The organism is Azospira sp., assembly GCF_030247495.1.
Taxonomy (GTDB): Bacteria; Pseudomonadota; Gammaproteobacteria; order Burkholderiales; family Rhodocyclaceae; genus Azospira; species Azospira oryzae.
This window is the reverse complement of the sequence record NZ_JAOTRW010000003.1, coordinates 86,515-111,499: the sequence shown is the minus strand read 5'-3', so window position 1 is coordinate 111,499 and position 24,985 is coordinate 86,515. Positions and strand designations below refer to the sequence as shown.

The window sequence follows — 24,985 nt, the reverse complement described above, 5'->3', positions numbered from 1 at the left end:
AGTCGTCTCCTCAGGCGTTGGCGGGCGCGGCGGCGGGCTGCAGGGCGGCGGGGCCGAGGCGGGCGTACTTGAACATCAGGTACATCTCGGCGACCAGCAGCAGGGTGTAGAAGCCGACGAAGCCGGCGATGGAGCCCCACAGGCTGGCGGCGGAAAGGCTTGAGGCCGACAGATGGGTGGGCAGCATGCCGAACACCGTCCACGGCTGGCGGCCGTACTCGGCGACGAACCAGCCGGACTGGATGGCGATCCAGGGCATGGGGATGAACCACAGGGCCCAGCGCAGCAGCCAGGTCTTCTGCTGGAAGCTGTTCTTGACGCTGTACCAGAAGGCCAGCCCCACCAGCAGCAGCATGGCAAAACCCAGCAGCACCATCAGGCGGAAGGTCCAGAACAACGGCGCCACCCTGGGCACGGAATCGTGGGCCGCCTGGTCCAGCATGGCCGGGGTGGCCTGGGCCAGGTCCGGGCTGTAGCGCTTGACCAGCATGCCGTAGCCCATGTCCTGCTGGTGCTTGGCGAAGGTGGCTTTGGCCGCTGCGTCGGCCGGATTCTGGCGCAGGGCCTCCAGGGCCAGCACCGCCTGCACGCCGCTTTCGATGCGCTGCCGGTTGGCGACGCGGATTTCCTTGATGCCGGGCAGGGTCTCGGACACGGAGCGGGTGGCGATCAGGCCCAGCACGTAGGGAATGCGGATTTCCCAGTCGTTGGCCTGGCGTTCCTCATTGGGCCAGGCCAGCAGGTTGAAGCCCGCCGGCGCCGCTTCCGTCTCCCACATGGCCTCGATGGCGGCCAGCTTGGACTTCTGGGATTCGGACACGGCATAGCCGGACTCGTCCCCCAGCACGATCACCGACAGGCAGCCGGCCAGGCCGAAGGCGGCGGCGATGCGGAAGGAGCGGCGGGCGAACTCCACGTGCAGGCCCTTCAGCAGATACCAGGAGGAAATGCCGAGCACGAACAGGGAGCCGGTGACGTAGCCGGCGGCCACCGTATGCACGAACTTGGACTGGGCCACCGGGTTGAACACCAGGGCGGCGAAATCCACCAGTTCCATGCGCATGGTCACCGGGTTGAAGGTGGAGCCCACCGGGTCCTGCATCCAGCCGTTGGCGATGAGGATGAGCACGGCGGAAAGGTTGGTGCCCAGGGCCATGAGCACGGTCACCGCCAGGTGGCCGGCCTTGGACAGGCGCTGCCAGCCGAAGAAGAACAGGCCCACCATGGTGGATTCGAGGAAGAAGGCCATCAGCCCCTCGATGGCCAGGGGGGCGCCGAAGATGTCGCCCACGTAATGGGAGTAGTAGGCCCAGTTGGTGCCGAACTGGAACTCCATGGTGATGCCGGTGGTGACGCCCAGGGCGAAATTGATGCCGTAGAGCTTGCCCCAGAACTTGGTCATGTCCCGGTAGATTTCCTTGCCGCTCATGACGTAGGCGGTCTCCATCACCACCAGCAGCCAGGACAGGCCCAGGGTCAGCGGGACGAAGAGGAAGTGGTACATCGCCGTGGCGGCGAACTGCAGCCGCGACAGGTCAACGACCGTCGAATCGATCATGGTGAACCTCCCTTATGGGTTGTTTTGTGGAACCGGTGAGCTGCTGAGCCATGCGCTGTTCATCCACGGCGACCCGGTAGGGGGCCACGTAGTTGAGCCACAGCACGCGCAGGAGAATGATCTTGAGCAGGAGCACCACGGCCAGGTGACAGGCCAGGCGGTGGCGGGCGAGGAAAGCGGAGAGGCCGCGGCGGGGCCGGGCGGACGAGACATGCTGGGCGGACAAGGGACACTCCCTTCCAGGCGGGGCGGCGAAGGCCCCGGGGAAAAAGGACGCCCCATTGCTGGGGCGTCAATCCTAGTCGTTAGTCCAGGCTTGGAAAGCTTAGACGGGGCGGATTCTGACCGCCGGCGGCAGCCTCGGGAAGTGACTAAATGTCACGCGACAAGCGGTCACGCCCTTGTCCATAATGCCGCCGTCGCCACCCCTTCGGAGCCGCCTGCATGCCCTCGCCAGCGCCCTTCCCGCCGCCCCGTCCCCTGCGCCGCCTGCGCCTCGACGCGGACCTCCTGATCGCCCTGCGCTGGGGCTCGGTGCTGGCCATGGCCGCCATCACCCTGGGCTTTCCCCGCCTGCTCGGCATCACCATCGCCCCCCTGCCCCTGCTGGCCACGGCCACCTTCCTGGCGCTGGTGAACGGCGCCGCCATGTTGCTGCGCCACTGGGACCGGGAACCCATTCCCGCCATGACCCAGCTGATGGTGGACCTGCTCTCCTGGAGCATCGTCATCTACTTTTCCGGCGGCGCCACCAATCCCCTCATCTCCCTGCTGCTGCCCGTGGTGGCCATCGGCGCCGCCATGCTGCCGACCCTGCAGGCCTGGCTGCTGGGGGCCTTTTCCATCCTCACCTATTCCTTCCTGTGGAATTTCTACCAGCCCCTGGAAGTGAAGGACGCCACCATCGCCGTGCAGCTGCACCTGCTCGGCATGTGGCTGACTTTCCTCGCCTCCGTGCTCATCTCGGTGTGGTTCATCACCCGCATGACGGCCGCCATCCGCATCCGCGACCAGGCCCTGGCCCGGGCCCGGGAAAACGAGATCCGCAACGGCTGGGTGGTCTCCCTCGGCACCCTGGCCGCCGGCGCCGCCCATGAACTGAGCACGCCCCTGGCCACCATGAAGCTGGTGGTGGACGATCTGGTCGAGGATGCCGAACTGCCGCCCCGGACGCGCCAGGAACTGGGGGGCCTGAAACTGCAGATCGACAAATGCAAGAGCGCCCTCACCCGCCTCACGGCGGAGGCCGGCCGGCCCCGGGCCAAGGAGCGCCGCCAGCGGCGGGTACAGGACTGGCTGGAGGAATGCGCCCACGGCTGGCGGGCCCTGCATCCGGCCGCCAGCATCGCCCTGCGCATCGATGCAGAAGCCGCCGGGCGCCTGGTGGCCGCCGACGTTGCCCTGGAACAGGCCCTGCACAACCTGGTGGACAACGGCGTGCGCTTCAGTCCCGAATGGCTCGAAGTCAGCGCCGCCGTGCATGGCCCCTGGCTCCACCTGGTCATCGCCGACCAGGGGCCGGGCATTCCCGAAGATGTGCTGGCCGCCGCCGGCCAGCCCCTGCCGGTGCATTCGGACTCGGGCCTGGGCATCGGCCTGCTGCTGGCCCGCAGCGCCATCCAGCGCTGCGGCGGCCAGCTCCATTTGGCGCCCCGCCAGCCCCGGGGCACCGACGTCACCCTCAAACTTCCCCTCAAGGATTGCTGACATGAATCCCGTCACCGACGCTGCCGATGGCAACGAATCCCCCCTGCTGCTGATCGTGGACGACGACCAGGCCTACTGCAGTGCCCTGGCCAAGGCCATGGGCCGGCGCGGCTTCCAGACCATCGCCGGGCACGACCCGGAGAGCGCCCTGGCCCTGGCGGCCCGGCACGAACCGGAGTACGTCGTGCTCGACCTCAACCTGGAAGGCAAATCGGGCCTCAACCTGATCGAACCCCTGCTCGAATGCAGCCCCGGCGCCCGCATCGTGGTCCTCACCGGCTACGCCAGCATTCCCACCGCCGTCGGCGCCATCAAGCTGGGGGCCCTGGAATACCTGATCAAGCCGGTGGAGGCCGGCGACATCGTCAAGGCCCTCACCGCCGACCACTGGGAAATCCCCCCCATCGCCACGGACGAGCGCATGACGGTGCAGCGGGTCGAGTGGGAATACATCCAGCGCATCCTGCGGGAAAACGGCGGCAACATCACCGCCACCGCCCGCTCCCTGAAAATGCACCGGCGCACCCTGCAGCGCAAACTGGCCAAGCACGCCCCCGCCGCCTGAAGCCCATGGCGGCGCCAGATCTGCACCGCGGCTACGATCCGCGGCCATCCGTCAAGCCTTGAAAAAGGCGGGAAAACCGAGGAACATCCGCCCCCTTCGTCGATCCGCGCCGGCCTGCCGCCGCGGATCGCGCCACTACCAACCGACGGCGGAGGGGCCATGGCCTTCAAAGACAATCCCGCGGAATTCCGCATCATCGACATCGCCCTGATCGAGCCCGGCCCGGACCACGTGCGCCAGCACTTCGACGAGGCCAGCCTCAAGGGCCTGGCCAACTCCATCGGCCGCAAGGGGCTGATCCATCCCCTGGTGGTGCAGCCGGCGGACGGCACCGGGCGCCACGCCCTGGTGGTGGGCGAACGCCGCCGCCGCGCCGCCCTGCTGGCGGGCGAGACCGCCGTGCCGGTGCTGGTGCGGGCCTGCAGCCCGGAGGAAGTGCTGGAAGTGCAGGTCTTCGAGAATCTGGGTCTGGGCGTGCGCGCCGCCCTGGACCCGCGGGACATGGCCAACGCCATCCAGACCATTGCCGAGCGCTTCGAGAGCAAGGATGCGGCCGCCGAACACTTCGGCCGCACCGCCACCTGGCTGGCCCAGGCCACCGCCGCCGCCAACCTGTCGCCCCAGGTCAGCGCCCTGCTCGAGTCAGGCAAGATTTCCAGCACCAGCACCGCCATCCAGCTGGAGAAGCTGGCCCAGAAGAACGAGGCCAAGGCGGAAACCCTGATCGGCCAGATCGCCCAGCTGCCCGAAGGGGAGAAGCTGCCCAAGCAGGTGGTGGAAAAGGTTCTGGTGGAAGAAGGCCTGCGCCGCGGCAAGAAGCCGGACACCCCGCCGCAAGCCGCGCCGGATATGGCTCCCAGCCCGGCTGCAGCCCAGGCGGCAAGCCCCTCCCCGGCCGCGGCCGAAGTGCCGCCCTGGGAAGAGGCCCCGGTCGCTCCCGCGGCGCCCGCCATGCCGGCGGCACCGGCGACGGAACGGCGCCGGGTCAATCCGGGCAAGGTGAAGATGGTGGCCGAAATCCTGGGCCTGGAAGCGGAAGACGAAGAGGCCGTGCTGGCCCGCCTGATCGACGAATTCCTGGCCCTCAAGGGCGCCTGAAACATCCCCCGCCAGGCCCGCTCCGGGCCTGGAAGGCAGCCCTGCGGCTGCCGGCAGGCAACAGCGGCGGCGCCCAGGCCGCCGCTTTCGTTTTTACTTCACGTCAAACTCGAAGCGGGCGGCCACCTGGCCTTCCACCAGCACCTGCAGGCGGCGGTGGCCCGCCGGCTCGTTGGGGCCCACCGACCACTCGGCATAGATGTGCCCATCCATGGGGGCCAGCAGGCGCTCGCTGACCTGGGTCCGCTTGTCGTTGGAGAGGCCCAGGTTGCGCGCCACTTCCTTCTCTTCCGCCGTGCCCTTGTTGGGCCGGGGCTGCACGTATTCCTCGCTGACCTTGAGGGTGCGCTTGCTGGTCTTGACCTCGATCACCCAGCCGTAGCGCTGGCCCAGCACGTGGGGCACCACGTCGGTGGGAGTGAACACCAGGTCGCCCTTCTTCTCTTCAAAGATGCCGAATTCGGCGGCCACCACTTCCACCGGGGCTTCCGCCGGCGGCGCGCCGTGGGCCAGGCTGCAGACGAGGAGGAGGGAGAACAGGAATGGGCGCAGCATGGATGGCTCCAGTGGGTGTGGGGGAGGCGCCGCCGGCTTCAGGGGCGCGGCTGCCGGCGCCGGGGCGCCGGGCCGGAAATGGCCTGGGACGCAGGGGCCTGGGGACTGCTCGGGTCCTCCGCCAGGCTGCGGGCCCGCAGCTGGCCGCAGCCGCCGTCGATGTCCTGGCCGGCGGAATTGCGCAGCTTGGTCAGGATACGCCGCTGGTGCAGGTAGCGGGCCAGATGCCGGGCCCGTTCCCAGGCCGGGCGGCGGAAGGCGCCCTCGCCGGCCTCATCCTCCCCGCCGACGGCGTTGAAGGGGATCAGGTTCATGATGGCGTATTTGCCGCTGAGGAGGTGGACGATGCCGTCCATTTCCGCCTCGCTGTCATTGACCCCATCGAGCAGGGTCCATTGGTACTGGATGGGGTAGCCGGTGCTGCGGGCATATTCCTCGCCCAGTTCCACCAGTTCCTCCGGCGTCAGGCGCGGGGCCTTGGGCAGCAGCTGGGCCCGCAGCTCGGCCCGGCTGGTGTGCAGGGAGAGGGCCAGGGCCGGCTTCACCGCCTGCCGGGGCAGGCGCTCGAAGACGCGGCGGTCGCCGACGGTGGAAAAGACCAGGTTCTTGTGGCCGATGCCGCCGGCGCTACCGAGCAGGTTGATGGCGGCCAGCACGTTGTCCAGGTTGTGGGCCGGTTCGCCCATGCCCATGAAGACCACCTTCTTCACCGGCCGCCGGGCCCGGGCCAGCACCACCTGGGCCACGATCTCGCCGCTGGAGAGCTGGCGCAGCAGGCCGTCCCGGCCGGTCATGCAGAAGGTGCAGCCGACGGCGCAGCCCACCTGGGTGGAGACGCAGACCCCGTCCCGGGGCAGCAGCACGCTTTCCACCGCCTGGCCGTCGCCCAGGCGCACCAGCAGGCGCGCCGAGCCGTCGGCCCCCGGGTGTTCGGAATGGACCCGGGCCAGGGCCTCCAGGTCGGCGGCCAGGGCCGGCAGTTCCTCCCGGATGGCCTTGGGCAGGTAGTCCTGGGCCTGGCGGCGGCGGGCGCCGGCATCCAGGGGCTGGGCCTGGAGCCAGGCGCGCAGCACCCGGTCCTCGTGGCAGGTCTTGGCGCCGAGGGCGGCCAGGCGTTGGCGGATGTGTTCGAGTTGCATGGGGGCGGAATGCTAGCACCGCCGGCAGCGCCGGCATAGGCGCCGCGCCGCTTGCGGCTCCTGGCGGCGGTGCCCCTAGGCCCCTGGCTCGGCCCAGAGTTCCAGCAGGGCCCCCACCAGGTCCGCGTCGCCGCCGCTGCGGGGGCAGACCAGGGACAGCTGGTAGTCCGGCAGGGGCACGGCCAGGTCATAGACGCGGAAGGCCGGATCGGCGCCCGCCGCCAGGCTCTCCACCTCCGAGGCCGGCAGCACCGCCAGGCCGCGGAAGCCCTGCAGCAGCAGGTCCCGCAGCATGCCGGCGTCGGAACTGTAAAGGGCCACCCGGGGCAGCAGGCCGGCTTCGTGGAACTGCTGCTGCAGGCGCTCGTAGGTGCCGATGCCGACGGAGCGGCGCAACAGCAGCAGGGGATGGGCCGCCAGCTCGGCCAGGCCCAGGCGCTGCCCGGGGGCGAAGAGGTCGGCGGGCCCAAGGGCCACCGAGGGCGAGGCCCGCAGGCGGTGCACGTTGAAGCTGTCGGGCTGCAGGGGCGGCTGCATGAAGGCCAGGTCCAGCTGGCCGGTGCGCAGCAGGTGTTCCAGGTAGCTGGAATCCCCAACCACCAGGCCGATCTCCCGGGCCGGGAAGCGGGCCATGAGGGCCTCGCAGCGGGCCAGCCAGGGGGCGCGGCAGGTGGGCGAGAGGCCGATGCGCAGGGCCGGACCGCTCTGGGAGGCGAGACGCAGCACCTCGTCCCGGGAGGATTCCACCGCCCGCAGGATGTCCCGGGCGCGGCGGTAGAACAGGCGCCCGGCCTCGGTCAGCTCCAGCTGCCGGCCCTTGCGCAGGAACAAAGGGGTGCCCAGTTCCTCCTCCAGCTCCTTCAGACGCTGGCTGAGGGGAGGCTGGGCCATGTGCAGTTCCCGGGCGGCCCGGCTGATCTGGCCCTGCTCGACGATGGTGCAGAAGTAGTGCATGCGCTTCAGGTCCATGGGCCACCCATATCAATCCGATATTCCAGACAACGAAAACGGTATTTTATTCGCCACGCCGGAATCCTTAACATACCGGATTGCTTAATCAAGCCGCCACGTCATGCAGAGCCCCCGCGGGCCGCCGGCGGCCTTCCCCGGAGAAACACCCCATGCTGGGACCCCTGGCCAACAGCGCCGCCCTGATCCTGGGCGGCCTCGGCGGCGCCGTGCTCGGCCGCCGCCTGCCCCGCCGCGTGCGGGAAACCCTGCCCCTGACCTTCGGCATCATCGCCGCCGCCATCGGCACCACCCTGATGAACAAGGTGCACGCCCTGCCGGCGGTGGCCCTGGCCCTGATCCTGGGCTCCCTGGCGGGGGAGCTGGCCCATCTGGAACGGGGCCTGGAGAAGGCCATCGGCTGGGCCCAGCGCCAGGCGGAAAGGCTCATGCCGGGGGAGAAGGGCAATCCCCGGGTGGAAGGCTTCGTCGGCAAGTTCGTCACCCTGCTGGTGCTGTTCTGCGCCAGCGGCATGGGCATTTTCGGCGCCACCCAAGAGGGCATGACCGGGGATGCCCACATCCTCCTGGCCAAGTCCATCCTGGACCTGTTCACCGCCCTCATCTTCGCCGCCGAACTGGGCCCGGCGGTGGCCCTCATCTGCCTGCCCCAGCTCCTGGTGCAGGGCGCCCTCTTCCTCGGCGCCGGCCTGCTGGTGCCCCTGGCGACGCCGGAGATGCTGGCCGACTTCTCCGCCTGCGGCGGCGTCATCATGATGGCCACGGGCCTGCGCATCTGCGGCATCAAGTTCTTCCCCATCGTGAACATGCTGCCGGCCCTGTTCCTGGCCATGCCCTGCTCCCTGCTGTGGGCCCGCTGCTTCGGCTGAGCCCGGGGCCGCGCTGCGGCTGACAGCCGGCCGCCCGCTTCTCCCGCCACCCGCTTCTCCCGCGCCCGCTTCTCCCGCCGAACGCATCGGCCCCGGCGCTGTCCGACCACTTTGGCCAGCACGCCGCTCCCGGCTCCCCTCCTGCCGTTTCATGACTTTTGCCCGCCGGAGCCGGGGCCGGCCTATGCCATACTGCTAGGCGAACGGGATGGAGCGCCATCCCCGCCGACCATTCTCGCCCTCCCCTTTCCAGGTGGCCCGATGACGCAGTTCCCCGCCGTCCCCGCAATCACCCGCCTGCTCGGCACCCTGCTCCTGGCGTGCTGTGCGGCCCTGTCCGCCGGGCCCGCCGGTGCCGACGAGCCGCCCCTGCGGGTCACCAGCGACGACAACTATCCGCCCTACATCTTCCGCGACCCGAGCGGCCAGCCCGTGGGCTATCTGGTGGACCTGTGGTCCCTGTGGGAGCAGAAGACCGGCCGCCGGGTGCAGCTGATCGCCACCGACTGGGGCCGGGCCCAGCGCCTCATGGCGGAGAACGAGGCGGACGTGATCGACATGATCTTCCACACCGCCGCCCGGGACGCCCTCTACGAATTCTCCCAGCCCTACGCCAACCTGCCGGTGGGCATCTACAGCCACAGCTCCATCAGCGGCATCAGCAACACGGACAACCTCAAGGGTTTCCTCATCGGCGTCCAGGTCGGCGATGCCTGCATCGAGGAACTGCAGGGCAAGGGCGTCACCAACCTGCGCCAGTTCAAGAACTACGCGGAAATGATCGCCGCCGCCATGGCTGAGGAGATCAAGCTTTTCTGCCTGGACCAGCTCCCGGCCAACTATTACCTCTACCGCCTGGACCTGCAGCGCCAGTTCCGCAAGTCCTTCGACCTCTACCAGGGACGCTTCCACCGGGCCACGCGCAAGGGCGACACGGCCACCCTGGCGGCGGTGGAACGGGGCATGGCCCTCATCAGCAACGAGGAACGGGCGGCCCTGGAAAAGAAGTGGATGGGCTCGGCCATCGACTACGTGCCCTACATGCCCTACGCCCGGTATTTCGGTCTGGGCCTGGCCCTGCTGCTGGTCGCCGGCGCCGGCCTGGCCCTCTGGGTGCGGGTGCTGCAGGCGGCCGTGAAGCGCCGCACCGCCGAACTGGAGCGGCAGCGCAGCCACCTGCACACCCTGCTGCGGGGCATTCCCGATCCCCTCTGGCTGAAGGACGAGGCCGGCGTCTTCATCGCCTGCAACCCGGCCTTCGAACGCATGATGGGCCGCCCGGAGCAGGAGATCATCGGCTGCAGCGACTACGACTTCGTCAGCCGGGAACAGGCCGATTTCTTCCGCGACAAAGACCGCCAGGTGCTGGTCGCCGGCACGCCCCAGAGCAACGAAGAATGGATCACCCAGGCGGACGGCTCCGGCCAGCGCCTGTTCGAGACCGTCAAGACGCCCATCGTCGAGCCCCAGGGCAAGGTGCTGGGCGTCCTCGGGGTGGCCCGGGACATCACCGAGCGCAAGCGCCTGGAGGCCGAGGTCAGCAATTACAGCCACCACCTGGAAGAGCTGGTGGCCGAGCGCACCGAGGAACTGGCCCGGGCCCGGGATGCGGCCAATGCCGCCAACGTGGCCAAGAGCGCCTTCCTCGCCAACATGAGCCACGAGATCCGCACACCGATGAACGCCATCATCGGCCTCACCCACATCCTCAAGAAGGGCGAGCCCTCGCCCCAGCAGCAGGACCGCCTGGACAAGATCGACGATGCGGCCAGCCACCTGCTGTCCATCATCAACGACATCCTGGACCTCTCCAAGATCGAGGCCGAGCGCCTGGTGCTGGAGGAACAGCCGGTGGAGCTGGGGCGCATCGTCAGCCACATCTTCTCCATGCTGGCCGAGGGGGCGCGCAAGAAGGGCATCGTCCTCAAGTCGGAAGTCGATCCCCTGCCGCCCTACCTGCTGGGGGACCCGACCCGCCTGACCCAGGCCATCCTCAACTACGCCAGCAATGCGGTGAAATTCACCGAATGGGGCAGCGTCACCCTGCGGATCAAGGTGCTGGAGCTGACGCCGGCGGACGTCTTCCTGCGCTTCGAGGTGGAGGACACGGGCATCGGCATCGCCCCGGAAGTCCAGCCCCTGCTGTTCGCCCCCTTCCAGCAGGCCGACGGCAGCACCAGCCGCCGCTTCGGCGGCACCGGCCTGGGCCTGGTCATCACCCGGCGCCTGGCCCAGATCATGGGTGGCGACGCCGGCGTGGACAGCCGCCTGGGCTTCGGCAGCACCTTCTGGTTCTCCGCCCGGCTCAAGCTGGGCGAGGCCCGGGCCGCCCTGCCCGAGGACGGCCCCCGCCCCGATTCGGCCGAGGGCGAACTGCTGCAGCACTACCGGGGCACCCCCATCCTCCTGGCCGAAGACGACTCCATCAACCAGGAGGTGGCCCGGGAACTGCTCGAATACGCCGGGCTGCGGGTGGATATCGCCGCCGACGGCAACGAGGCCGTGGCCTGCCTGGAACGGGGGACCACGCCCTACGCCCTGGTGCTGATGGACATGCAGATGCCCGGCATGGACGGCCTGGAGGCCACCCGCCACATCCGCCGCCTGCCCGGCATGGAAAGCCTGCCCATCATCTCCATGACCGCCAACGCCTTCGGCGAGGACCGGGAACGCTGCCTGGAGGCCGGCATGAATGACTTCGTGCCCAAGCCGGTGAATCCGGAAGTGCTCTACGCCATGCTGCTGAAGTGGCTGCCCCGGCCGCAGACGCCCAACGCCTGAGCCATTTTTGCCGCCCGCCCCACGCTTTTGCTGGCCGTGGCGGCCCGGGCGGCTACAATAAGCCCCTGCCGCCACGGCCCCCTGCCCCGCTTCCGGGGCAATCCGGCCCGCCCGGCGCGGCCTCTTTCTGACCACTTCACCAACGGAACCAGCGCACCATGTTCGAACACGTCGACGCCTACGCGGGCGACCCCATCCTCACCCTGGTCGAAACCTTCCACAAGGACTCCCGGACCACCAAGGTCAATCTGGGCATCGGCCTCTATTACGACGAACAGGGCCGCATCCCCCTGCTCGGCTCCGTGCGCCAGGCCGAGGCCGCCATCGCCGCCGCCCCCGCGCCCCGCTCCTACCTGCCCATGGAAGGCGCCGCCGACTACCGGGCCGTGGTGCAGAAGCTGCTCTTCGGCGCCGACAGCGCCGCCCTCAAGGCCGGCCGCATCGCCACCATCCAGACCCTGGGCGGCTCCGGGGCCCTGAAGGTGGGCGCCGACCTGCTCAAGCGCTACTTCCCCAAGAGCGAAGCCTGGGTCAGCAACCCCACCTGGGACAACCACCGCTCCATCTTCGAAGGCGCCGGCATCGCCGTGCACGACTATCCCTACTACGACGCCAACACCGGCGGCGTGGACTTCACCGGCATGGTGGCCTGTCTCAAGGGCCTGCCCGAGCAGAGCATCGTCCTGCTGCACCCCTGCTGCCACAACCCCACCGGCGTGGACCTCTCCCGGGAGCAATGGCAACAGGTGATCGCCATCGTCGCCGAGCGCAAGCTGATCCCCTTCCTCGACATCGCCTACCAGGGCTTCGGCGACGGCCTCGATGAAGACGCCTACGCCATCCGCGCCCTGGCCGATTCCGGCCTGCCCTTCCTGGTCAGCAACTCCTTCTCCAAGAACCTCTCCTTCTACGGCGAGCGGGTCGGCGGCCTCTCCGTGGTGTGCAAGGACGCGGAAGAAGCCGGCCGGGTCCTGGGCCAGCTCAAGTTCACCGTGCGCCGCAACTACTCCAGCCCCCCCATCCACGGCGAACTGGTGACCACCATCGTCATGAACGATGCCGCCCTCCACGCCGAATGGGTCAAGGAAGTGACCGAGATGCGCACCCGCATCCAGGCCATGCGCCAGAAGCTGTATGAAGTGCTGACCGCCCGGGTGCCGGGCAAGGACTTCTCCTACTTCACCAAGCAGCGCGGCATGTTCAGCTACACCGGCCTCTCCCCCGCCCAGGTGGACCGCCTGCGGGAAGAGTTCGGCGTGTACCTGGTGCGCTCCGGCCGCATGTGCGTGGCCGGCCTCAACACCGGCAACGTGGCCTACGTGGCCGAAGCCATGGCAGCGGTGCTGCAAGGCTGACGGGATTTCCCCGGCGATCTGCCGGGAGAAGCAAAAGGGACGGCCCTCCCGGCGATGCCATTGCCGGGAGGGCCGTCTTTATTGGGGTGTGGCTGGGTGGGTTGGCTTGATTTGCCGCCCGGGAATGGCGGACTGTTTCTCGAGGCGAAGCCGGGTGTGATTCCTCGAAGGCGGGATGCCTGAGTCTTCAGGCGCAAGGGGTGTCTGAATCTTCAGACGTGGTGGGTTTAGTTACCGCTGTGTTCCGCGCCTGACGCGCGGGTTACTTATTCTTGTCTCGCCAAGAATAAGTAACCAACAAGAAGGCGAGCCCGGTTTGGCGCCCCGCGTGCCGCGGGGTTCCCTGCGCTACTCACTTCCGGCGGGGGCTGCGCAACTCGGGCCTAAAGGCCCTCAAACAGTGCTCGCCCTTTTCCCGCCACAAGCTCCGTTGCTCGGCGCCGCACAGGGCGAGATTAACGCTCTCCGAATTCAGCTATCGACCCCAAACGGTAATTGCCAGGGGAAAGCAGATGTTCAACGTTTGAGTTCACCGGACTGCGCGGCTTTTCGCGCAGCTCCGGTGGAATGATGGGTTGGGCATCTGGGCAATAAGCGGTGAATGGCATTGCTCAAAGAAATTTCTCAAGCGCCATACAAACGAGGTCGCCACGTCTGCGTGAGAACTTACTGAGGTCTACTGTTAGGGGGTCGCCTCCCTGCTGTGTCAACGTGATTAGCATCTCCAAAGCGTCAAGTTCTACAGCACGTATTGTTCCCAATGCTTCGCGTCGCTCTTGTCGTTGAGTCCCGGTAGGAACCTCACCTCGAGTCGCCGCCTGAAGCCTGTAAATGGATTCTTGCTCAATAGCTTCCCAGGCCCGGAATACCTCGTGAACCGACTCAACCTGGGTAGAACGCCACCGATAGGGAAAGGTAAGCTGATCCACATCTAATGGGCCAGCAATCAGGTTCTTCTGTTGGTAATCGTCGACAAGAGGGGTGCCTGCCTCAAGGCGTACTTCCTTTGTTAGACGAGCATCATGAAACCAAAGCCCGCTACTCCGAAGAAATGTCAGATTTGTGGCGGCTTCTTGTAGCGTCATTTCAGGATCGAAGAAAATGAATCCAATGTCCATGCTTAGACCTGCGCGACGCAAGATTTGTAGTGCCCGGAGGTTTCGGTCGGTGGTTGCTGGCTTACGATATCGTTTTGCTTGTTCTCCCGCGCCAGACTCAATACCAACAAACACTTCTCGTAAGCCGGCTTCCTGAAGAGCCGTCAATACAGTTACCCCAGATGGATGATGGGCCGTCTTTCCAGCAAGAATACTCGCAACGCGCATATCAACGTATAGAGAAAAGTCACCTGAGATATTTCCCCGGTCCTTCTCGTTTGCGATTGCTCTAGCCAGAGATAGCGCCCGAGTAGGATCGGCGCCCATGAAGTCTTCGTCGGTGAAGTAGGGATGTCGAACGCCGGCTGCTGACAGCTCGCATAGTTCTTGAACGATGCGCGGAACGTCAATAACACGCCATTCGATCTTGTCGTTGTACTTATGCTGGATAGCGCAAAAAGTACACCGACCATATGAACACCCCCGGGATGACTCTGCCCTAACTATTCCGCCAAGCGAGACTAGCTGCTTTAAGAATGGGCGGGATGGTGCGGGATACTTGGAGAGGTCGACATTCTTACGACGAGTACTAACGACACCTCTTGTGGTACGGAACTTCAGATTTGGAATCGATGCCTCGCCGAGCACTTCGCGCCAGTGCTCACGTGACACCTCTTGCATGAGCTTCACTAATAGAGTGAATGCTTCTTCACCCTCACCAATCACCACAATAGCCTCTGGAAACTCAGACAGAAGACTCTCGGGGGCAAATGTGGCTATAACTCCCCCAAGTACGAGCACTGGCTTTATCTCGGGCTGGATAAGTTTCCACTTTGCCACCAATCCCCGTACTGTTCTCAAACTGCCTAACGGAGTGGAGATGCCAATTACATCTGACTGACGTATTTCGTCTGAGGTTGGCAAACCGGTTATCGGCTCAAAGTACTGAGATACATGGGCTCTAGTGCCGAGTTCTTGTTCAACGGCTGCCGCAATCATGCCTATGCCAATTGGCTCGTTGATCTCTTCTCGGGATGACCCCGGATCAACTAGAACGATTTGCATGGCTGAGAACAACTACAAATGGGGAAAGGAAAATGCGCAAGATCAAGATGCCCAACTAGTAATAGACGACAAAAACGTCCAATAAAAACGGGACTGTCCAATATCCTGGAACACCGGACAGCCGAATCTATTGTCCCGCATGGGATTCAGCAAACCTTCCGTTTACTGGCCCCACTAAAAATCCGTGAAACCGGACAGCCTCAAAGTTACCGTCGGCACACTCACACCGCAACCAAAAGTTGCAAATCGCATATCCAAAGCAACTGAATCACCCACTCCCAACCGGTGCGATCACCTTCGCCACGTCACAGGCTTCCCATCCCCTTCCACCTCCGCCGAGCAGCGCAAGGCGGGCGGGGGGATTTCGGCGAGGACTGTCTGAGGCCCGCAGGGCCGAGTTCCGCAGCCGCCCCGACCGACTGAGCAGCGCAGGGGAGCCCGCAGGGCCGGGGGTGAGGGTCGCCTTCTTGTTGGTTACTTATTCTTGGCGAGACAAGAATAAGTAACCCGCGCGTCAGGCGCGGAACACAGCCGCAAAATCAACAACCCACGCCCGAAGCCCCCCCACGACAAACCAGCAAAACCCCATAACAAAAACCCGCCCCGGAACCTCCGGGACGGGCTTCTTGCTGGCTTGCTACAGGAGAAACAGGAAATAACTCAGGCCAGGGCCGAGCTGCGGATCAGGTGGTCGAAGGCCGAGAGGCTGGCTTTGGCGCCCTCGCCCATGGCGATGATGATCTGCTTGTAGGGCACGGTGGTGCAGTCGCCGGCGGCGAAGACGCCTTCGGCGGAGGTCTCGCCCTTGGCGTTGATGACGATCTCGCCCCGGTCGGAGAGTTCGACGGTGCCCTTGAGCCAATCGGTGTTGGGCAGCAGGCCGATCTGCACGAAGATGCCTTCCAGGGCGACGGTCTTTTCCTCGCCGCTGACCCGGTCCTTGTACTTGAGGCCGTTCACCTTCTGGCCGTCACCGGTCACTTCCGTGGTCTGGGCTTCGGTAATCACCGTGACGTTAGGCAGGCTGAGCAGCTTCTTCTGCAGCACGGCGTCGGCCCGCATTTCCTTGCCGAATTCCAGCAGGGTGACGTGGGCGACGATGCCGGCCAGGTCGATTGCAGCCTCGACGCCGGAGTTGCCGCCGCCGATCACGGCGACGCGCTTGCCCTTGAACAGGGGGCCGTCGCAGTGGGGGCAGTAGGCCACGCCCTTGGTGCGGTACTCGGCTTCGCCGGGCACGTTCATTTCACGCCAGCGGGCGCCGGTGGAGAGGATCACGGTCTTGCTCTTCAACACGGCGCCGTTGGCCAGGGTCACTTCGGCGGGCTGGCCGTTGGCGGCGGGCTTGAGGGCGGCGGCGCGCTGCAGGTTCATGATGTCCACCTCGTATTCGCGCACGTGCTGCTCCAGGGCCATGGCCAGCTTGGGGCCTTCGGTTTCCTTGACGGAAATGAAGTTCTCGATGCCCAGGGTGTCCAGCACCTGGCCGCCGAAACGCTCGGCCACCACGCCGGTGCGGATACCCTTGCGGGCGGCGTAGATGGCGGCGGCGGCGCCGGCCGGGCCACCGCCCACCACCAGCACGTCGAACACTTCCTTGTCGGAGAGCTTGGCCGCATCCCGGGCGGCAGCGCCCGTATCCACCTTGGCCAGGATTTCGCCCAGTTCCATGCGGCCGGAGCCGAAGGCCTGGCCGTTGAGGTAGATGGCGGGCACGCCCATGATCTGGCGCTCTTCCACTTCCTGCTGGAAGACGCCGCCATCGATCATCACCGCTTCCACATTGGGGTTGAGCACGGCCATGGTGTTGAGGGCCTGCACCACGTCCGGGCAGTTGTGGCAGGAGAGGGAGATGAAGGTCTCGAAGCTGAACTTGCCGTCCAGGCCCTTGATCTGCTCGACCACCTCGGCCTCCACCTTGGGCGGGTGACCGCCGCTCTGCAGCAGGGCCAGCACCAGGGAGGTGAATTCGTGGCCCATGGGGATGCCGGCGAAATGGATGCGGGGACTCTGGCCGGCCCGGGCGATGCCGAAAGAGGGACGGCGTGCGGCCTGGCCGTCTTCGCGCAGACTCACCTTGTCGGACAGCTCGGCGATGTCGGCCAGCAGGCTGCGCATTTCCTGGGCGGTGGCGGAATCGTCCAGGGAGGCCACCAGTTCGATGGGCTGGACGAGTTTTTCAAGGTAAGCCTTGAGCTGGGTCTTGATGCTGCTGTCGAGCATGGTCTTATCTCCCTAAATCGAAGTGATGCTGTACGGAAACGGATGAAATACGGTGCGGCATGCAATGGAAAGGCGCCCGCATGGGGATGGATGTGCGGGAGCACACCCGGCGGGCGCCTTTGCGCTGCAATCCGCCGCGGCGGGCCCGGCTGGCCGGGCACCGCGCTGCGGAAGGAAGAAGGTCTTAGATCTTGCCGACCAGGTCGATGGAGGGAGCCAGGGTCTTGGCGCCTTCCTTCCACTTGGCGGGGCACACCTGGCCGGGGTTGGCGGCGGTGTATTGGGCGGCCTTCAGCTTGCGCAGGGTTTCGGAAACGTCGCGAGCGATTTCGTTGGAATGGATTTCCAGGGTCTTGATCACGCCGTCCGGGTTGATGATGAAGGTACCGCGCAGGGCCAGGCCTTCTTCGGGGATATGCACGCCGAAGGCGTTGGTCAGCTGGTGGGTGGGATCACCGATCAGGGGGAACTTGGCCTTGCCCACGGCGGGGGAGGTTTCGTGCCACACCTTGTGGGAGAAGTGGGTGTCGGTGGTGACGATGTACACCTCGGCACCGGCTTTCTGGAATTCGGCGTAGTTGTCGGCGGCGTCTTCGATTTCGGTGGGGCAGTTGAAGGTGAAGGCGGCGGGCATGAAAATCAGGACGGACCACTTGCCCTTCAGGTCGGTGTCGGAAACGGTGATGAACTTGCCGTTGTGGAAGGCATTGACGTTGAAGGGCTGGATGACGGTGTTGATCAAGGAAGTGCTCATCGTTTTATCTCCTGAGTTGAGTGAAACAAAGTTGGGGTTGGGTGAGGCGATGGGTGAATAGTAAAGACCCCGGCGAAATTACTCTAATTGATTGTATTCATATTTAAGATAGCCAATGACTATCGACAAATGAAGCAGCTTCCGGCACGGGGCCCCGACCGGCGGCAGACGCCGACATGGGGGTGGATGAAACCTGGGCTTAAGGGGGAAGGGACAGCGAAAGGCCGGCAGATGTTCCGCGGCAGCGGGGAAAGTCATCCACATTTCCTGTGGATAACCCTGTGGGAGAGCTGGGGGCAGTAGCCGCCAGGGCCCGCCGTTACTGGGATTGCCTTACCCTGCCACGAAAAGCGGCAGGGGCGGCGGAGGGCACATTCAGGCCGAGGCGCGCAAGACCCCGGGGAAAAAATATTCCGGGCCGTGGGGAGTGAGAACGAGATGGAAACGGAGGTTGCCGCTGCGGGCCGCCTCCTGGCTGACCAGGGCTTTCTGGGCCTTGGCGTCGCCGGCCAGGGCCTGGTACTGGTCGACGAAGGCCTGCTGATCGTCGGCAGCCTGCACGGTCTCGGCCGTGGCGGCGATGGCGGTGAAGCGCTGGGTCAGTTCGGCATTGGCGGCGAACAGGCGCTCGATCTGCTGGCGGTCGGGAGTGTTGTTGACCACCGTCACATGCCCGTCGGAAGCGACGGCCAGCATGGGTTCCGGCGAGGTGCGAAGCCCCTCTTCGCGGAATTTCTTGCCGACCTCGGCGGCAAAATCCGCCACCTCGGCGGACAGCCACTGCCGCGCGGCATCGACCTGCTGGCCGTCCACCGCTTCGGTCAGACTGGCCGCAACGGCTGGAAGCACCTGTTTTGGCGCAGCTTCCGGGGCGCTGCCGGCCCGTGCCTGGGCCTGATAGGCTGCCTGGGGAAAGGCGAGCGACGTGGCGCTCACAAACATGAAAAAGCCTCCGCATATGGTTTTGCGAAGGCTTATTGCAAGACGGATGCCAGCCGGGGCGGCGGGCCCCGGGGCGCTTAGGGCTGCAGGCGGCGGCGGGCTTCGTAGAGGCAGACGCCGGAAGCGACGGAGACGTTGAGGCTCTCGACGCTGCCGAACATGGGAATGCGCACCAGCTGGTCGCAGGTCTCCCGGGTCAGGCGGCGCATGCCCTCGCCCTCGGCCCCCAGGACCCAGGCGGTGCCCTTGGGCCACTCGGCGGTATACAGGTCGCCGTCGGCCTGGTCGGCGGTGCCGATGATCCAGATGTCCCGCTCCTTCAGTTCGCGCAGGGTGCGGGCCAGGTTGGTGACGGTGATGTAGGGCACGGTCTCGGCGGCGCCGCTGGCCACCTTCAGCACGGTGTTGGTGAGGCCCACGGAACGGTCCTTGGGAGCTATCACCGCATGGGCGCCCACTGCATCGGCCACCCGCAGGCAGGCACCCAGGTTGTGGGGATCGGTGACCCCGTCCAGGATCAGCAGCAGGGGCGGCTCCTCCAGGGTGTCGAGCACGTCGTCCAGGGTCACCTGGCGCTCGTTGGCGTCCACCTTGGCCACCACGCCCTGGTGCCGCTGGCCCGGGGCCAGGCCGTCGAGGCGCTTGGCGTCGGCGGGAATGACGCGGATGCCCTGGGCCTCCGCATGGCGCAGCAGGTCCTTGGCCCGGGCGTCCTTGCGGCTCTGGTCCAGGTACACCTCCTTCACCGCATCCGGATTGTGGCGCAGCTTGGCGATGACGGCATGGAAGCCGTGGATGAGGCGGGTGGGGTGATTCTTTTCGGGAGCGGCCTGGGACATGGGGAGGCAATCGGAAACGGTTCGGGCCGCCATTGTAGACCAAGGCCCGGGCCGGCCCCAGCCCGGCGCCGGCAAGAGAAATGCCTTGCCCGCCCCATAGGCCCCGGCTAGTATTCAAGTCGGCGGAACTGATGCCGTTAAATCAGTCAGTTGAAGGCTTTTATTACAGCGATTTTTTAACTACGGCCCATCATGCTCGATCACGCCCTTCCCAGCCTGGATTCCTGGGTCCTGTTCTTCTCCGAACAGGAACTGCCCGTCTTGCGGCACACCGTGCGGCGCCTGGAAGAGGCGCGGGAACGCATGGACAGCATCAGCGGCCGGGAGATCGCCAGCATCATCCTGCAGGACCCCATGATGACCGTGCGCATGCTGGCCTACATCCAGCCCCTGCGCGGTTCCCGCCTGCGCAACGACGTCACCACCATCGACCAGGCCGTGGTCCTTTTAGGTATCGAACCCTTCTTCAAGAAGTTCGAAAACCTGCCCATGGTGGAAGACACCCTGAAGGAGCAGCCCCAGGCCCTGCTCGGCCTCATCAACGTGGTCCGGCGCGCCCAGCGGGCCGCCCAGTACGCCTACGACTGGGCCCTGTGGCGGCACGACCTGAACATGGAAGAAATCGTGGTGGCCACCCTGCTCCACGAACTGCCCGAACTGCTGCTGTGGTGCTGCGCCCCCAAGCTGGCCCTGCAGATCAAGGCGCTGCAGAAGTCGGACCGCGCCCTGCGCTCGGTCACCGCCCAGGAAACCGTACTCGGCGCCCACTTCGCCGAAATGCAGCAGGCCCTGTGCCGGGCCTGGAACCTGCCCGAGCTGATGCTCAAGCTCACCGACGAGGAACAGGCCAGCGCCCCCCGGGTGCGCAATGTCCTGCTGGCCGTCAATCTGGCCCGCCATTCCGCCAACGGCTGGGACGACGCGGCCCTGCCCGACGACTACCGGGACATCGCCGAATTCCTGCACGTCCATGTGTATACGGTGATGAAGAAAGCCGGCGCCCCCATCCCGCCGGAAATGGAAGCGGCGGAACTGGGCCTCAGCGACGAGGCCGAGGCCGGGACCGCCGACCCAACCGAGCCCCCGGCTCAGCCGCAGTAGCGCAGGTTGGCCAGGTCCAGCAGCAGTTCCGGCGCCTGGTAACCGAGGAAGATCAGCACCAGCAGGGCGGCCGCCAGAGCCGCCCCCACTCCCCAGAAAAACCAGCGCCAGTGGCGGGCCATTTCAGGCACCTGCCGGCTTCGGCTCGGCCCGCTGCACGGGCCGCTCGTCAATGGGCCAGCAGAGGATGGCGGCGATCACCGAAAGGCCGATGGAGAGCAGCCAGGCCAGGTCGTAGGAGCCGGTCTTGTCGAAGATCATGCCGCCCAGCCAGGCGCCGAGGAAGCTGCCCAGCTGGTGGCCGAGGAAGACGATGCCGGCCAGCATGGACATGAAGCGCAGGCCGAAGACCTGGGCGATGAGCCCGTTGGTGAGGGGCACCGTGGCCAGCCACAGCAGGCCCATGCAGGCGGAGAAGATCCAGATGCTGGCCACCGACAAGGGGGCCAGCATGAAGGCGCCGATGACCACCACCCGGGCGCCGTAGATCAGCATCAGCAGGTTTTTCTTGCTGCCCTTGCCGCCGGCCCAGCCGAAGAGGAAGGAGCCGAAGATGTTGAAGAGGCCGATGAGGGCGATGCCGGTCATGCCGACGTTGGCGGAGAAGCCCGAATCCACGGCGAAGGACGGCAGGTGCAGCATGATGAAGGCGGTCTGGAAGCCGCACACGAAGTAGCTCCAGAACAGGTAGTGGAAACTCCTCTGCCCGCCCGCCTCCACCAGGGCGGCCCCGGCGGACTGGCCGGCGCCGCTCACATGCTTGTGGCCGTCGGCCATGGCATAGGCCAGGGGCGCGATGAGGCCGACGCCGCAGGCCAGGAGGAACAGGGCGGCCTGCCAGCCGAAGCTGCTGATCAGGGCCTGGCCGATGGGCAGCACGGCGAACTGGCCGAAGGAGCCGCCGGCGCTGGCGATGCCCAAGGCCAGGCTGCGCTTTTCCGGCGTCGTGTGGCGGCCGATGACACCCATGATGACGGCGAAGGTGGTGCCCGACAGCCCCAGGCCCACCAGTACCCCGGCGGACAGGTCGAGAGCCAGGCCGGTGCTGGAAACGGCCATCAGGGCCAGGCCCACGACATAGAGCAGGGCCGAGGCGGCGATCACCCGGCCGGCCCCGTAGCGGTCGGCGAAGGCGCCGGCGAAAGGCGAGCCCAGGCCCCACACCAGGTTCTGGATGGCGAAGGCGAAGGAGAAGACTTCCCGGTTCCAGCCCAGGGCGCCGGTCATGGGCTGCAGGAAGAGGCCGCCGGTATGGCGGATGCCCATGGAGAGAGTGAGGATGATGCAGCCGCACACCAGGATCAGGGTCGGCGTGCGCCAGGCGGACGGGCTCGATGGGGACATGTTGTTTGTTCTCTGCAGCATGGGGTCCGCCATTATAGGCAGGCCGGGGACGGCACAGTTCAAAGCCGGTATTATTCCCACGTCAATCAACAGGGAGCGCTGACAATGAGCGTAGGCGGCATGATTTTCCTCGGCCTGGTGGTGGTGGCCCTGATCTACGGCATCACCCTCTACAACGGACTGGTGGGTCTCAAGCACGGCGTCGCCAAGGCCTGGGCCAATATCGACGTGCTGCTCAAGCAGCGCCACGACGAACTGCCCAAGCTGGTGGAGGTGTGCAAGCAGTACAAGGAATTCGAACAGAGCACCCTGCAACGGGTGATCGAGGCCCGCAGCCAGGTGCAGAGTGCCCGTCAGGCCCAGGATGTGGGCGCCCTGGGCGAGGCGGAAGGCGCCCTGCGCCTGGGTCTTGGCCGGCTCTTCGCCGTCGCCGAGGCCTATCCCGAACTCAAGGCCAACGAGCACTTCATGCAGCTGCAGCAGCGCATCACCGCCCTGGAAAATTCCATCGCCGACCGCCGCGAGCTGTACAACGAGGCGGTGAACATCAACAACGTGCGGGTCGACCAGTTCCCCGACGCCATCATCGCCCGCCTCTTCCGCTTCGATCCCCAGCCCCTGCTGGAATTTGCCGCCGCCGAAAAGGCGGACGTGGACATCAAGCAGCTCTTCAGTTGATCCCCCGCCACTTCAAGCTCCACTGGCAAACGGGCCAGTGGATCACCTCGGGCGCCCAGCTGGCCCTGCTGGTGATCGGGGCCCAGACCGAATCTCCCCTGGGCTGGAGCGTCTGCCTCGGGCTGATGGCCCTGCTCAGCCTGTGGGCCTGGAGCGGCGCCCTCAAGCGGCGCCGGGCCATCGCCGACACCCCCACCTCCCGCATCGCTTCCGCCGCCCAGGGCTACGTCGAACTGCAGGGCAACGGCCGCCCCATGGCCGGCCTGCCCCTGGTCTCGCCCCTCAGCGGCGGCCGCTGCCTGTGGTATCGCAACACCACGGAGCAGAAGGATTCGGAAAACCAGTGGAAGGTCATCAACCGGGACGAAAGCGAGGCTTCCTTCGTCCTCGACGACGGCAGCGGCCTCTGCGCCGTGGACCCGGCCGGTGCCGAAATCCACACCCGGCACAAGCAGCAGTGGAGCGAGGGTGACTACCGCCATACCGAATGGACCCTGCGGGACGGCGACGACATCTATGTCCTAGGCGGCTTCCACACCCGGGGCGGCGGCGACGCCCTGCTGGACCCGGCGGAGGACCTGAAGCAGGTGCTGGCCGAGTGGAAGCGCAACCCGGAGGAACTGCACCGGCGCTTCGACCTCAACGGCGACGGCGAGCTGGACATGGAGGAATGGCGGCTGGCTCGCCAGGCCGCCCGGCGCGAGGTGGCGCAGCTGCACCGCCAGGCCCGGGCCGTTCCCGACATCCACCTCATGGGCCGCCCCGATGGCGGTCGGCTCTACCTCATTGCCAATCTGGCGCCGGAAAAGCTGGCCCGGCGCTACGGCCTGTGGGCCCTCTTCCACCTGGCCGTCTTTTTCGCCGCCCTGGGCGCCCTGCCCTGGGTCTGGCAACAACTATAAAAAAACCGGGCGCCGCCCATCCCCCAAGGAGACAACATGACCGTCCTCAGCACCGCTGCCGCCATCGCCACCCTGCTGGTGGCCCTGCTCCACGCCTACATCCTGGTGCTGGAAATGTTCTGCTGGAACACCCCGAAGGGCCGCAAGGCCTTCGGCCTGACACCGGAGTTCGCCGCCGCCACCCGGGTCCTGGCCGCCAACCAGGGCCTCTACAACGGCTTCCTGGCCGCCGGCCTGCTGTGGGGGCTGCTGCCGGGCGAGGCCGGCTTCTCCATCCGCTGCTTCTTCCTCGGTTGCGTGGTGGTAGCCGGCATCTTCGGCGCCGCCACCGCCAGCCGCCGCATCCTCTTCGTCCAGGCCCTGCCCGGAGCCCTGGCCCTGGGGCTCAATCTGCTGGCGGCACTGTAAGCCGCCCGCGCCCGGCCAGGGCCGGCGCACCAGGCCGGGTGGCCATCAGGGATTGAAGCGGGCCGCCAGAAAATCCAGGAAGGCCCGCAGCCGGGCCGAGAGATTGAGGCGGGGCGGGTAGATGGCGTAGAGGTCCGCCGGCGGCAGGGACCATTCCCCCAGCACCGCCCGCAGGCGGCCGCTCTCCAGGTATTTGGCCGCATCCCATTCGGAGCGCACCACCAGGCCCTGGCCTTCCAGAGCCCATTGCTGCACCACGTCGCCGTCGTTGCTCGACAGGCCGCCCCGCACCTTCACCGCCACGCTGTCCTTGCCCTTGGTGAAACGCCACAGGTGGTAATCCTCGTCGTTCTGGCGGTGGATGATGCAGGCGTGGCGGGCCAGTTCCTCCGGGCTTTGCGGCTCGCCGTGGGCCTCCAGGTAGAGGGGCGAGGCGCAGACGAAGCGGCGGTTGGACATGATCTTGCGCGCCGCCAGGCGGGCGTCCGGCGGCTCGCCGAAGCGCAGGCCCAGGTCGAAGCCCTGCTCCGCCAGGTTGAGGGGCCGGTCGGTGAGTTGCAGCTGCACTTCCACCGCCGGGTGCTGGCGCACGAACTCACTCACCAGGGGGGCGATGTGGCTGCGCCCGAAGCCCAGGGTGGCGTTGATGCGCAGCCGCCCCCGGGGTGCCGCCTTGCTGCCGGCCACCTCGTTCTCCAGCTCCCGGATGTCTTCCAGGATGGTCCGGGCCCGAGCCAGGAACACCTCCCCTTCGGCGGTCAGGCTCATGCGCCGGGTGGTGCGCTGCACCAGCCGCACCCCCAGCCGTGATTCCAGCTGAGCCAGGCGCTTGCTCAGGGCCGGGGCGGTGAGGTTGAGTTCCCGGGCGGCGGCGGCCAGGCTGCCCTGGCGGGCCAGGAGAACGAAAAATTCCAGTTCGGAAGCGGTATTCATGGGGCGCCTCTCATTGATAACTATTGTTCATCAATGTTGTGAATATGGCTCAACTATAAACCAGTGCAGCGGGACTAACCTTCGCTCCGTACTCCAGCCCTTC

At 66.4% G+C, this 24,985-nt stretch carries 23 protein-coding genes; 10 read left to right on the top strand and 13 right to left on the bottom strand.

Annotated elements, in window-relative coordinates; all coding sequences use genetic code 11:
• Nucleotides 1-10: 10 nt before the first annotated feature.
• On the bottom strand, nt 11-1,558 hold the full coding sequence (locus OEL49_RS03980) for a cytochrome ubiquinol oxidase subunit I (protein ID WP_287874038.1): 1,548 nt from the start codon (nt 1,556-1,558) through the stop codon (nt 11-13).
• Nucleotides 1,536-1,784 (bottom strand): cytochrome oxidase putative small subunit CydP, encoded by a 249-nt coding sequence (gene cydP / locus OEL49_RS03975; protein ID WP_014236986.1) that lies wholly within the window; start codon nt 1,782-1,784, stop codon nt 1,536-1,538. Before cydP ends, OEL49_RS03980 begins: the two co-directional genes overlap by 23 nt.
• Nucleotides 1,785-2,002: 218 nt before the next feature.
• Between cydP and OEL49_RS03970 the strand changes: the two genes are divergently transcribed.
• The 3 genes from OEL49_RS03970 (at nt 2,003) to OEL49_RS03960 (ending at nt 4,928) form a co-directional block, all read left to right on the top strand.
• Nucleotides 2,003-3,265, top strand: coding sequence for a sensor histidine kinase (locus OEL49_RS03970; RefSeq protein ID WP_287874037.1), 1,263 nt, complete (start codon nt 2,003-2,005; stop codon nt 3,263-3,265).
• 1 nt (nt 3,266) lies between these two features.
• Entirely contained in the window at nt 3,267-3,830 is a 564-nt protein-coding gene (locus tag OEL49_RS03965) for a response regulator transcription factor (protein ID WP_014236984.1), read from the top strand.
• A gap of 159 nt (nt 3,831-3,989) precedes the next feature.
• A complete protein-coding gene (locus OEL49_RS03960; RefSeq protein ID WP_287874036.1) occupies nt 3,990-4,928 on the top strand; it encodes a ParB/RepB/Spo0J family partition protein in 939 nt (312 codons plus the stop codon).
• A 93-nt stretch (nt 4,929-5,021) separates the two neighbouring features.
• Here OEL49_RS03960 and OEL49_RS03955 read toward each other — a convergent pair whose 3' ends face one another.
• The 3 genes from OEL49_RS03955 to OEL49_RS03945 all read right to left on the bottom strand — a co-directional run bounded on the left by OEL49_RS03955 (nt 5,022) and on the right by OEL49_RS03945 (nt 7,591).
• The gene (locus OEL49_RS03955; RefSeq protein ID WP_130458123.1) at nt 5,022-5,483 is read right to left on the bottom strand and encodes a hypothetical protein; all 462 of its coding nucleotides are present in this window, start codon (nt 5,481-5,483) and stop codon (nt 5,022-5,024) included.
• A 38-nt stretch (nt 5,484-5,521) separates the two neighbouring features.
• The gene (locus OEL49_RS03950; protein WP_287874035.1) at nt 5,522-6,622 is read right to left on the bottom strand and encodes an RNA methyltransferase; all 1,101 of its coding nucleotides are present in this window, start codon (nt 6,620-6,622) and stop codon (nt 5,522-5,524) included.
• Between the two features lie 75 nt (nt 6,623-6,697).
• Nucleotides 6,698-7,591, bottom strand: a complete 894-nt coding sequence (locus OEL49_RS03945; RefSeq protein WP_240190281.1) for a LysR family transcriptional regulator — start codon at nt 7,589-7,591, stop codon at nt 6,698-6,700.
• Between the two features lie 152 nt (nt 7,592-7,743).
• On the opposite strand from OEL49_RS03945, the gene OEL49_RS03940 reads away from it, so the two are divergent.
• The 3 genes from OEL49_RS03940 to OEL49_RS03930 all read left to right on the top strand — a co-directional run bounded on the left by OEL49_RS03940 (nt 7,744) and on the right by OEL49_RS03930 (nt 12,596).
• Complete coding sequence (locus OEL49_RS03940) at nt 7,744-8,460, top strand: DUF554 domain-containing protein (protein ID WP_014236979.1); 717 nt, start codon at nt 7,744-7,746, stop codon at nt 8,458-8,460.
• A 261-nt stretch (nt 8,461-8,721) separates the two neighbouring features.
• On the top strand, nt 8,722-11,241 hold the full coding sequence (locus OEL49_RS03935; RefSeq protein WP_287874034.1) for a response regulator: 2,520 nt from the start codon (nt 8,722-8,724) through the stop codon (nt 11,239-11,241).
• Nucleotides 11,242-11,399: 158 nt separating this feature from the next.
• Entirely contained in the window at nt 11,400-12,596 is a 1,197-nt protein-coding gene (locus OEL49_RS03930; protein WP_014236977.1) for an aromatic amino acid transaminase, read from the top strand.
• 611 nt (nt 12,597-13,207) lie between these two features.
• Here the strand turns inward: OEL49_RS03930 and OEL49_RS03925 are convergent.
• From OEL49_RS03925 to rlmB, 5 genes are all read right to left on the bottom strand, one after another.
• On the bottom strand, nt 13,208-14,758 hold the full coding sequence (locus OEL49_RS03925) for a B12-binding domain-containing radical SAM protein (RefSeq protein WP_014236976.1): 1,551 nt from the start codon (nt 14,756-14,758) through the stop codon (nt 13,208-13,210).
• Nucleotides 14,759-15,418: 660 nt separating this feature from the next.
• On the bottom strand, nt 15,419-16,981 hold the full coding sequence (gene ahpF, locus OEL49_RS03920; RefSeq protein ID WP_014236975.1) for an alkyl hydroperoxide reductase subunit F: 1,563 nt from the start codon (nt 16,979-16,981) through the stop codon (nt 15,419-15,421).
• A 184-nt stretch (nt 16,982-17,165) separates the two neighbouring features.
• The gene (gene ahpC, locus OEL49_RS03915; protein ID WP_014236974.1) at nt 17,166-17,735 is read right to left on the bottom strand and encodes an alkyl hydroperoxide reductase subunit C; all 570 of its coding nucleotides are present in this window, start codon (nt 17,733-17,735) and stop codon (nt 17,166-17,168) included.
• A 375-nt stretch (nt 17,736-18,110) separates the two neighbouring features.
• Complete coding sequence (locus tag OEL49_RS03910; RefSeq protein WP_014236973.1) at nt 18,111-18,677, bottom strand: hypothetical protein; 567 nt, start codon at nt 18,675-18,677, stop codon at nt 18,111-18,113.
• A gap of 77 nt (nt 18,678-18,754) precedes the next feature.
• Nucleotides 18,755-19,516 carry a 23S rRNA (guanosine(2251)-2'-O)-methyltransferase RlmB gene (gene rlmB, locus OEL49_RS03905; protein WP_014236972.1) on the bottom strand — a complete coding sequence of 254 codons (762 nt, stop codon included), beginning with the start codon at nt 19,514-19,516 and terminating at the stop codon, nt 18,755-18,757.
• 192 nt (nt 19,517-19,708) lie between these two features.
• Here rlmB and OEL49_RS03900 point away from each other — a divergent pair, with 192 nt between their 5' ends.
• A complete protein-coding gene (locus tag OEL49_RS03900; RefSeq protein ID WP_014236971.1) occupies nt 19,709-20,617 on the top strand; it encodes an HDOD domain-containing protein in 909 nt (302 codons plus the stop codon).
• On the opposite strand, the gene OEL49_RS03895 is transcribed toward OEL49_RS03900, so the two are convergent.
• Both OEL49_RS03895 and OEL49_RS03890 read right to left on the bottom strand, forming a co-directional pair.
• Nucleotides 20,605-20,739: a hypothetical protein gene (locus tag OEL49_RS03895; RefSeq protein ID WP_014236970.1), complete on the bottom strand. Its 135-nt coding sequence runs from the start codon at nt 20,737-20,739 to the stop codon at nt 20,605-20,607. The genes OEL49_RS03900 and OEL49_RS03895 overlap by 13 nt on opposite strands.
• A 1-nt stretch (nt 20,740) precedes the next feature.
• Nucleotides 20,741-21,961 carry an MFS transporter gene (locus OEL49_RS03890; protein ID WP_043798019.1) on the bottom strand — a complete coding sequence of 407 codons (1,221 nt, stop codon included), beginning with the start codon at nt 21,959-21,961 and terminating at the stop codon, nt 20,741-20,743.
• A gap of 105 nt (nt 21,962-22,066) precedes the next feature.
• On the opposite strand from OEL49_RS03890, the gene OEL49_RS03885 reads away from it, so the two are divergent.
• From OEL49_RS03885 to OEL49_RS03875, 3 genes are read left to right on the top strand one after another with little or no spacing between them, the layout of a single operon-like run.
• Nucleotides 22,067-22,639: a LemA family protein gene (locus tag OEL49_RS03885; RefSeq protein ID WP_014236968.1), complete on the top strand. Its 573-nt coding sequence runs from the start codon at nt 22,067-22,069 to the stop codon at nt 22,637-22,639.
• Entirely contained in the window at nt 22,636-23,541 is a 906-nt protein-coding gene (locus tag OEL49_RS03880; protein ID WP_014236967.1) for a GIDE domain-containing protein, read from the top strand. The genes OEL49_RS03885 and OEL49_RS03880 overlap by 4 nt, the downstream gene beginning before the upstream one ends.
• Before the next feature lie 36 nt (nt 23,542-23,577).
• On the top strand, nt 23,578-23,949 hold the full coding sequence (locus OEL49_RS03875; protein ID WP_014236966.1) for a DUF1304 domain-containing protein: 372 nt from the start codon (nt 23,578-23,580) through the stop codon (nt 23,947-23,949).
• Nucleotides 23,950-23,994: 45 nt separating this feature from the next.
• Here the strand turns inward: OEL49_RS03875 and OEL49_RS03870 are convergent, their stop codons facing one another.
• A complete protein-coding gene (locus OEL49_RS03870; RefSeq protein ID WP_014236965.1) occupies nt 23,995-24,882 on the bottom strand; it encodes a LysR family transcriptional regulator in 888 nt (295 codons plus the stop codon).
• Nucleotides 24,883-24,985 lie beyond the last annotated feature (103 nt).

Bases quoted from the DNA above. Each gene is read 5' to 3' on its own strand.
- OEL49_RS03980 (WP_287874038.1), bottom strand. From the start codon at position 1,558: ATGATCGATTCGACGGTCGTTGACCTGTCGCGGCTGCAGTTCGCCGCC.
- OEL49_RS03970 (WP_287874037.1), top strand. From the start codon at position 2,003: ATGCCCTCGCCAGCGCCCTTCCCGCCGCCCCGTCCCCTGCGCCGCCTG.
- OEL49_RS03965 (WP_014236984.1), top strand. From the start codon at position 3,267: ATGAATCCCGTCACCGACGCTGCCGATGGCAACGAATCCCCCCTGCTG.
- OEL49_RS03960 (WP_287874036.1), top strand. From the start codon at position 3,990: ATGGCCTTCAAAGACAATCCCGCGGAATTCCGCATCATCGACATCGCC.
- OEL49_RS03955 (WP_130458123.1), bottom strand. From the start codon at position 5,483: ATGCTGCGCCCATTCCTGTTCTCCCTCCTCCTCGTCTGCAGCCTGGCC.
- OEL49_RS03950 (WP_287874035.1), bottom strand. From the start codon at position 6,622: ATGCAACTCGAACACATCCGCCAACGCCTGGCCGCCCTCGGCGCCAAG.
- OEL49_RS03945 (WP_240190281.1), bottom strand. From the start codon at position 7,591: ATGGACCTGAAGCGCATGCACTACTTCTGCACCATCGTCGAGCAGGGC.
- OEL49_RS03940 (WP_014236979.1), top strand. From the start codon at position 7,744: ATGCTGGGACCCCTGGCCAACAGCGCCGCCCTGATCCTGGGCGGCCTC.
- OEL49_RS03935 (WP_287874034.1), top strand. From the start codon at position 8,722: ATGACGCAGTTCCCCGCCGTCCCCGCAATCACCCGCCTGCTCGGCACC.
- OEL49_RS03930 (WP_014236977.1), top strand. From the start codon at position 11,400: ATGTTCGAACACGTCGACGCCTACGCGGGCGACCCCATCCTCACCCTG.
- OEL49_RS03925 (WP_014236976.1), bottom strand. From the start codon at position 14,758: ATGCAAATCGTTCTAGTTGATCCGGGGTCATCCCGAGAAGAGATCAAC.
- ahpF (WP_014236975.1), bottom strand. From the start codon at position 16,981: ATGCTCGACAGCAGCATCAAGACCCAGCTCAAGGCTTACCTTGAAAAA.
- ahpC (WP_014236974.1), bottom strand. From the start codon at position 17,735: ATGAGCACTTCCTTGATCAACACCGTCATCCAGCCCTTCAACGTCAAT.
- OEL49_RS03910 (WP_014236973.1), bottom strand. From the start codon at position 18,677: ATGTTTGTGAGCGCCACGTCGCTCGCCTTTCCCCAGGCAGCCTATCAG.
- rlmB (WP_014236972.1), bottom strand. From the start codon at position 19,516: ATGTCCCAGGCCGCTCCCGAAAAGAATCACCCCACCCGCCTCATCCAC.
- OEL49_RS03900 (WP_014236971.1), top strand. From the start codon at position 19,709: ATGCTCGATCACGCCCTTCCCAGCCTGGATTCCTGGGTCCTGTTCTTC.
- OEL49_RS03895 (WP_014236970.1), bottom strand. From the start codon at position 20,739: ATGGCCCGCCACTGGCGCTGGTTTTTCTGGGGAGTGGGGGCGGCTCTG.
- OEL49_RS03890 (WP_043798019.1), bottom strand. From the start codon at position 21,961: ATGTCCCCATCGAGCCCGTCCGCCTGGCGCACGCCGACCCTGATCCTG.
- OEL49_RS03885 (WP_014236968.1), top strand. From the start codon at position 22,067: ATGAGCGTAGGCGGCATGATTTTCCTCGGCCTGGTGGTGGTGGCCCTG.
- OEL49_RS03875 (WP_014236966.1), top strand. From the start codon at position 23,578: ATGACCGTCCTCAGCACCGCTGCCGCCATCGCCACCCTGCTGGTGGCC.
- OEL49_RS03870 (WP_014236965.1), bottom strand. From the start codon at position 24,882: ATGAATACCGCTTCCGAACTGGAATTTTTCGTTCTCCTGGCCCGCCAG.